Consider the following 5,161-nt stretch of genomic DNA (forward strand, 5'->3'; position numbering starts at 1 on the left):
GCCGGGGCGGGAATCGGAGCGGGGAGTGCCGCCGCGGCGGAGTCCGGTGTCCCGGAGTCGGGCGTCGCGGAGTCCGGCGTCGTGGAGGGCACACTGCCCGGCTTCCACCCCCAGCTCAAGGAGGAGCTGCGCTTCCCGCTCGCCTGGGGCACCTCCCCGATCCGGGACTTCCGGGCCTGGCGGCGAGCCGCCCGCGCGAAGGTCGAGGAGCACCTGTTCGTCGGGCCGGACGACGGCACGCCGTACGCGCCCGAGTTCGCGGAACGTGCCGAAGCCGACGGCTACACCCGGGAGTCGGTCACCCTCGCCCTCACCCGCCACGAGCGCGTCCGTGGCGCCCTCCTCACTCCGCACGGCACCGGACCGTTCCCGGCCGTGCTGCTGCTCCACGACCACGGCTCGAAGTTCGACATCGGGAAGGAGAAGCTGGTCCGGCCCTGGGGCGACGGCGAGGTCCGGCTCGCCTCCGCGCAGGCGTGGGCCGACCGCTGCTTCAGCGGCCGGTTCGTCGGCGACGAGCTGGCCCGGCGCGGGTACGTCGTCCTCGCCCTGGACGCGCTCGGCTGGGGCGACCGGGGACCGATCACCTACGAGCAGCAGCAGGCACTCGCCAGCAACTTCTTCAACCTGGGCTCGTCGCTGGCCGGGCTCATGGCCAGGGAGGACGCGCGCGCCGCCGCCTTCCTGGCCGGGCTGGACCGGGTGGACCGGCGGCGGGTCGCGGCCGTCGGATTCTCCATGGGAGCTTTCCGCGCATGGCAGACCGCCGCGCTCAGCGACGACGTCGCGGCCGCCGCGAGTGTGTGCTGGATGACCGGGCTGAAGGAGGTCATGGTGCCCGGCAACAACATCCTGCGCGGCCAGTCCGCCTACCACATGCTGCACCCCGGGCTCGCCCGGCACCTCGACTTCCCCGACGTGGCGAGCATCGCCGCCCCCCGGCCGATGCTCTTCTTCCACGGCGCCCAGGACTCCCTGTTCACCGCTGAGGGAGTCCGGGTCGCGTACGAGAAACTGGGCGCCGTCTGGCGCTCACGTCATGCCGGGGAGCGGTTGCTCACCAAGGTCTGGCCGGACCTCGGTCATGTCTTCGCCGACCGTATGCAGGACGAGGTCTTCGCCTGGCTCGACTCCGTCCTGTGAGCTTCCCTGGAGCCGCTCAGCGCCTCACCGGCCTGATCGACTCCAGGGTCGGCACCACCGGAAGAATCGTGCCGTCGGCCGCGAACTCCATACGGTCGACCGTCGTCTCCCGGTGCGTGCCGTCCCCGCCCGGCTTGCCGGGGCCGTTCAGGGCGAACCGGTGGTACACCATGTACCAGTCGTCCGTGCCGGGGGTGTTGACCACCGAGTGGTGGCCCGTGGCGAGGATGCCGTACTCCGGCCGCTTGGACAGGATCGTGCCCTGCTTGGTCCACGGGCCGAGCGGGGTCGGCCCCGTCGCGTACGCCACGTGGTAGTTCTCGCTGCGTGTGTCGTCCTCGGACCACATGAAGTAGTAGGTGCCCTTGCGTTTGATCACGAAGGAGCCCTCCCGGAAGTTGTCCGGGGTGATGTCCTGCACCTTGCTCGCGTCGAACGACACCATGTCGTCGTTCAGCGGGACGACGTAGCCGTGTCCGTTGCCCCAGTACAGGTACGACTGCCCGTCGTCGTCCGTGAAGACCGCCGGGTCGATCATCTGGCCCTTCAGAGCCCCGCCCTTGGCGACCAGGGGCTTGCCGAGCGCGTCCTTGAAGGGGCCGGCCGGGGAGTCGGCCACCGCCACACCGATCTGCTGCTCGGCGCAGAAGTAGAAGTAGTACTTGCCGTCGCGTTTGGCGATCGCCGGGGCCCAGGCGTTCCTGTCGGCCCAGGAGACGTCGGGTCCCAGGTCGAGGATCACTCCGTGGTCCGTCCAGTTGACCAGGTCCTTCGACGAGAACGCCTTGAACCGGGTGCCGCTCCAGCCGGGGAAGCCGTCCGTCGTCGGATAGATCCAGTAGCGGCCGTCCATGTACGTGACGTCGGGGTCGGCGTAGAGGCCGGGCAGGACCGGGCTGCGGGTCGGCACGGCCTCGACGGTCCAGGTGCGTTTCGTGCCGTCCGCAGCCGTGACCGTGTACGTCCGGGGCCTGCGGAAGTCGCGGCTCGTACCGGACTTCGGGCTCACCGTCGCGCCCTCACCCAGCCACAGCTTGGGCGCCAGCCGCTTGAGAGCTGCCTTGTCGATGTCTGGCTCCATGGGCAGGACGACCTTCGACGTGTCCTCGCTGACGACCGCGTACCCCTTCTGGTCCTTCACCGTCGCGTCCACGACCGACGCGGGACTCGCCGGGTACGCGGCCAGCAGCCGGTCGTACTCCTCCTGCGTCACCGGCATCACCGTGCCGTGCCGCGGGCTGGCGGGCAGCTGGTAGTTCTCCGACATGGTCCACTTGCCCGAGTCGAGGTCGGTGGTCTCGAACGGGACGTAGCCGCGGCCGCCGTACTCGTCGATGAACAGGTACCACTTTTCCTCGGTGTTGGACTTGAACACCGTCGGGCCCTCACCGCGGTCGATGGAACCGCTGCCGATGCAGTCCGAGACGAAGTCGTACGAGGTGTCGGTGAGCGAGGACGACTTCTCCGCGGTGATGAACTTCGAGCACGGGTTGGAGGACGTGGGGTCCCGCTCGTCCTTGGTGTAGCGGTAGTACGTGCCCTCGTGCTTGACGACCGTCGAGTCGATGACCGAGTAGCCGGGGTCGTCCCACACCTTCGGCTCGCTGAACGTGCGGAAGTCCTTGGTCGTCGCGTACAGCATCTTGTTGTACGTCGAGCCCGTGTGGTCCGGGTCGTCGTCGGCGTACAGCTTCGACGCCCAGAAGACGACGTACGCACCGAGGCTGTCGTCCCAGTAGGCCTCGGGTGCCCAGGTGTTGCCCGCGTTGTCCGGGGAGACCTTCACCAGGCGCTGGTCGGTCCAGTTCACCAGGTCCGTGGACTCCCAGACCATGATCGACTTGCTGCCGTGTCTCTGGACCTGGTCCCAACTGCCGCTGCTGTTCTGGTACATGCGCAGATCGGTCGCGATCATGTAGAACCTGTCGCCCTCGGGGGAGCGGATCACGAACGGGTCGCGCAGGCCCTTCTCGCCGATGGTGGAGGTGAGGACCGGTTTGCCGCGGTTCAGCTCCCGCCAGTGGAGCGGGTCGTTGCCACGGCTGAGGGCGTAACGGATCTGCTCGCCGTCCGAGGTGCCCTCACCGGTGAAGTAGGCGAAGAGATAGCCGGCGTATGTGGGTTTCTTCACGGACCGTTCCGATGATTTCGAGGCGTGTGCCGAGGGCTGTGCCGTGGACTGGGCCGACCCCGGTGGCGCGGCCAGCAGGCTCAGGAAGAGCGCCAGGAGGGGGAGCAGGAGCGTACGGGCGGTGGGACGCATGACACATCCTGTGTGAGTCTGGTGATTTCTGTTGGATAACGGCTCCTGGAGTTTCACCAGCGGGGAACGGCGCGTCAATCGGTGTGCGCGTGACGCACCGGAGCGAAACTTTCGATCGCTTTCGTCTGGACCACGGCAACCTTTTCCGGTGACGGTGGCGACCAGGGAACAGAGGCGGGCCGGAGCGGCCCCTCCGGCCCGCTTCGCCGCCGCGGGAAGACCGAGCCCCCGCCGGTCGTCACCGGCGGGGGCGTACTGCTCCGGGCGATCGATTACCTGTACGTGATGTCGGACGACGAGTAGAGGCAGTTGGTGCTGTCCGGCCCGGTGCCGACCGCGTCGTTGTTGTTGTACTTCTGGCAGGGGACGACCTTGCGGCTGGAGTCGTTGAGGATCGTGATGCCGCGCAGCGTGGCGACGTCGTTGCGGTTGACGTTGATGCCGACGAGCCGCGCGGTGGAACCCGTTCCGGTCACCTCGATATTGCTGAGGTTGACCTTGCGCGTGTACTGCGTGGAGCAGTCGCCGCAGGAGCGGTACAGCGTCTTGAACTCGCTGACGGCGAAGTTGGAGATGTTCAGGGTGCCGGGCCCGTTGTGCTGGAAGACCTTGTCGGCGGCCTTCTTGGCGCCGCCGCCGGTCACCGTGTAGGTGCTCCCGCCGCGGAAGGTCGCGGCGTCCTCGCCGACGTCCTCCCACCACACGTTCTGCAGGGTGCAGTTGCCCTCGCAGTGGATGCCGTCGGCGCCGGGCGCGCCGATGATCACGTTCTTCAGCGTAGCGCCGGCCGCGAGCTTGAAGATCGGGTCCTGGCCCTCTTCCTGGCCGTCGCCCGCCAGGTCGCCGCTGCCGTAGTACCGCACCATGCCGCCGTCCCTGACACCGGACACGGAGATGGTCGAGGACACGGGCTGGCTGGAGGTGGGGGTCGGCCAGCTGGCCGCGCTCGCGGTGGACAGCATGGAGCTGCTGACGATGGCGGTGCCGGTCAGTGCCAGCGCGCCGAGGCCGCCGAGGAGGGCGCGCTGCCTTAACGCTCGGCGGCGGTGGTGGTGCACGCGGTGCTCCGTACGTGAAGTCATGTCCCGTTCCTTCGGTGGGGGGATCAGAGCTGCTTGCGACTGCTGGTCGCCACCGGGTGGGAAAGGGTTGCCGGGTGCCGGAGGCTTTTCCGGCCGGCTGCACGTGCGGGTCAGAAGGATGTCCGGGCGTGGTCAGGAGAGTGTCAGGGCGTGGTCGGGAGGTGCCGGCCGGACGTCACGAGTCGCCCGCGGCGGTGTCCTCGCCGCCGCGGGCGAAGTCCCCGCCCACGGCGTACTGTTCGCCGTCAGCCGTCGCGGTCACCGCGTACCGGTCGTCGCTCGCGTCCCGGCCGCCGCGTGCGTGGTCGTACTGGCCCGCGAAGACATACTCGCCCTTCGGCACGGTACGGCCCGCCTTGAGAACCCACCGGTAGACGAGGAAGCCGTCGTCCCCGCCGACCGTCAGCGTGAAGTCCTGCTCGGGCAGCGTGCGCCAGGCGCCGGCGGAGTTGACCCCGTCGGTCAGGGCGATGCGCAACTCGACGGTGAGCGCGGTGAGTTCCTCGCCGGTCCTCAGGGTCAGGTTGCTCTGCGCCCAGAAGTCGTTGCTGTGGGGGTCTACCGCGCCGTCGGTCCGGACGGGACCGTCCTCGTTGTCAGGTCTCCCCGGCTTTTCCGGCTTCTCGGGCGGCCGGGCCGGGGCGGAGTTCTCCGGGGCCGGGGTGCGTGAGGG

The 5,161-nt window shown here is 68.9% G+C and carries 3 protein-coding genes and 1 pseudogene; 1 reads left to right on the forward strand and 3 read right to left on the reverse strand.

The window, feature by feature from the left end; genetic code table 11:
- Positions 1-12 precede the first annotated feature (12 nt).
- Entirely contained in the window at positions 13-1,143 is a 1,131-nt protein-coding gene (locus FPZ41_RS44685) for a dienelactone hydrolase family protein (protein ID WP_407698904.1), read from the forward strand.
- A 16-nt stretch (positions 1,144-1,159) separates the two neighbouring features.
- Here FPZ41_RS44685 and FPZ41_RS44690 read toward each other — a convergent pair whose 3' ends face one another.
- From FPZ41_RS44690 to FPZ41_RS44700, 3 genes and pseudogenes are all read right to left on the reverse strand, one after another.
- Positions 1,160-3,406 carry a family 43 glycosylhydrolase gene (locus FPZ41_RS44690; RefSeq protein WP_152870442.1) on the reverse strand — a complete coding sequence of 749 codons (2,247 nt, stop codon included), beginning with the start codon at positions 3,404-3,406 and terminating at the stop codon, positions 1,160-1,162.
- 272 nt (positions 3,407-3,678) lie between these two features.
- Complete coding sequence (locus FPZ41_RS44695) at positions 3,679-4,488, reverse strand: pectate lyase (RefSeq protein ID WP_152870444.1); 810 nt, start codon at positions 4,486-4,488, stop codon at positions 3,679-3,681.
- Between the two features lie 175 nt (positions 4,489-4,663).
- Positions 4,664-5,161 (reverse strand): annotated as a pseudogene (locus tag FPZ41_RS44700) (hypothetical protein); the annotation flags it as partial.

This window comes from Streptomyces acidicola (assembly GCF_009377235.1).
GTDB classification, from domain to species: domain Bacteria; phylum Actinomycetota; class Actinomycetes; order Streptomycetales; family Streptomycetaceae; genus Streptomyces; species Streptomyces acidicola.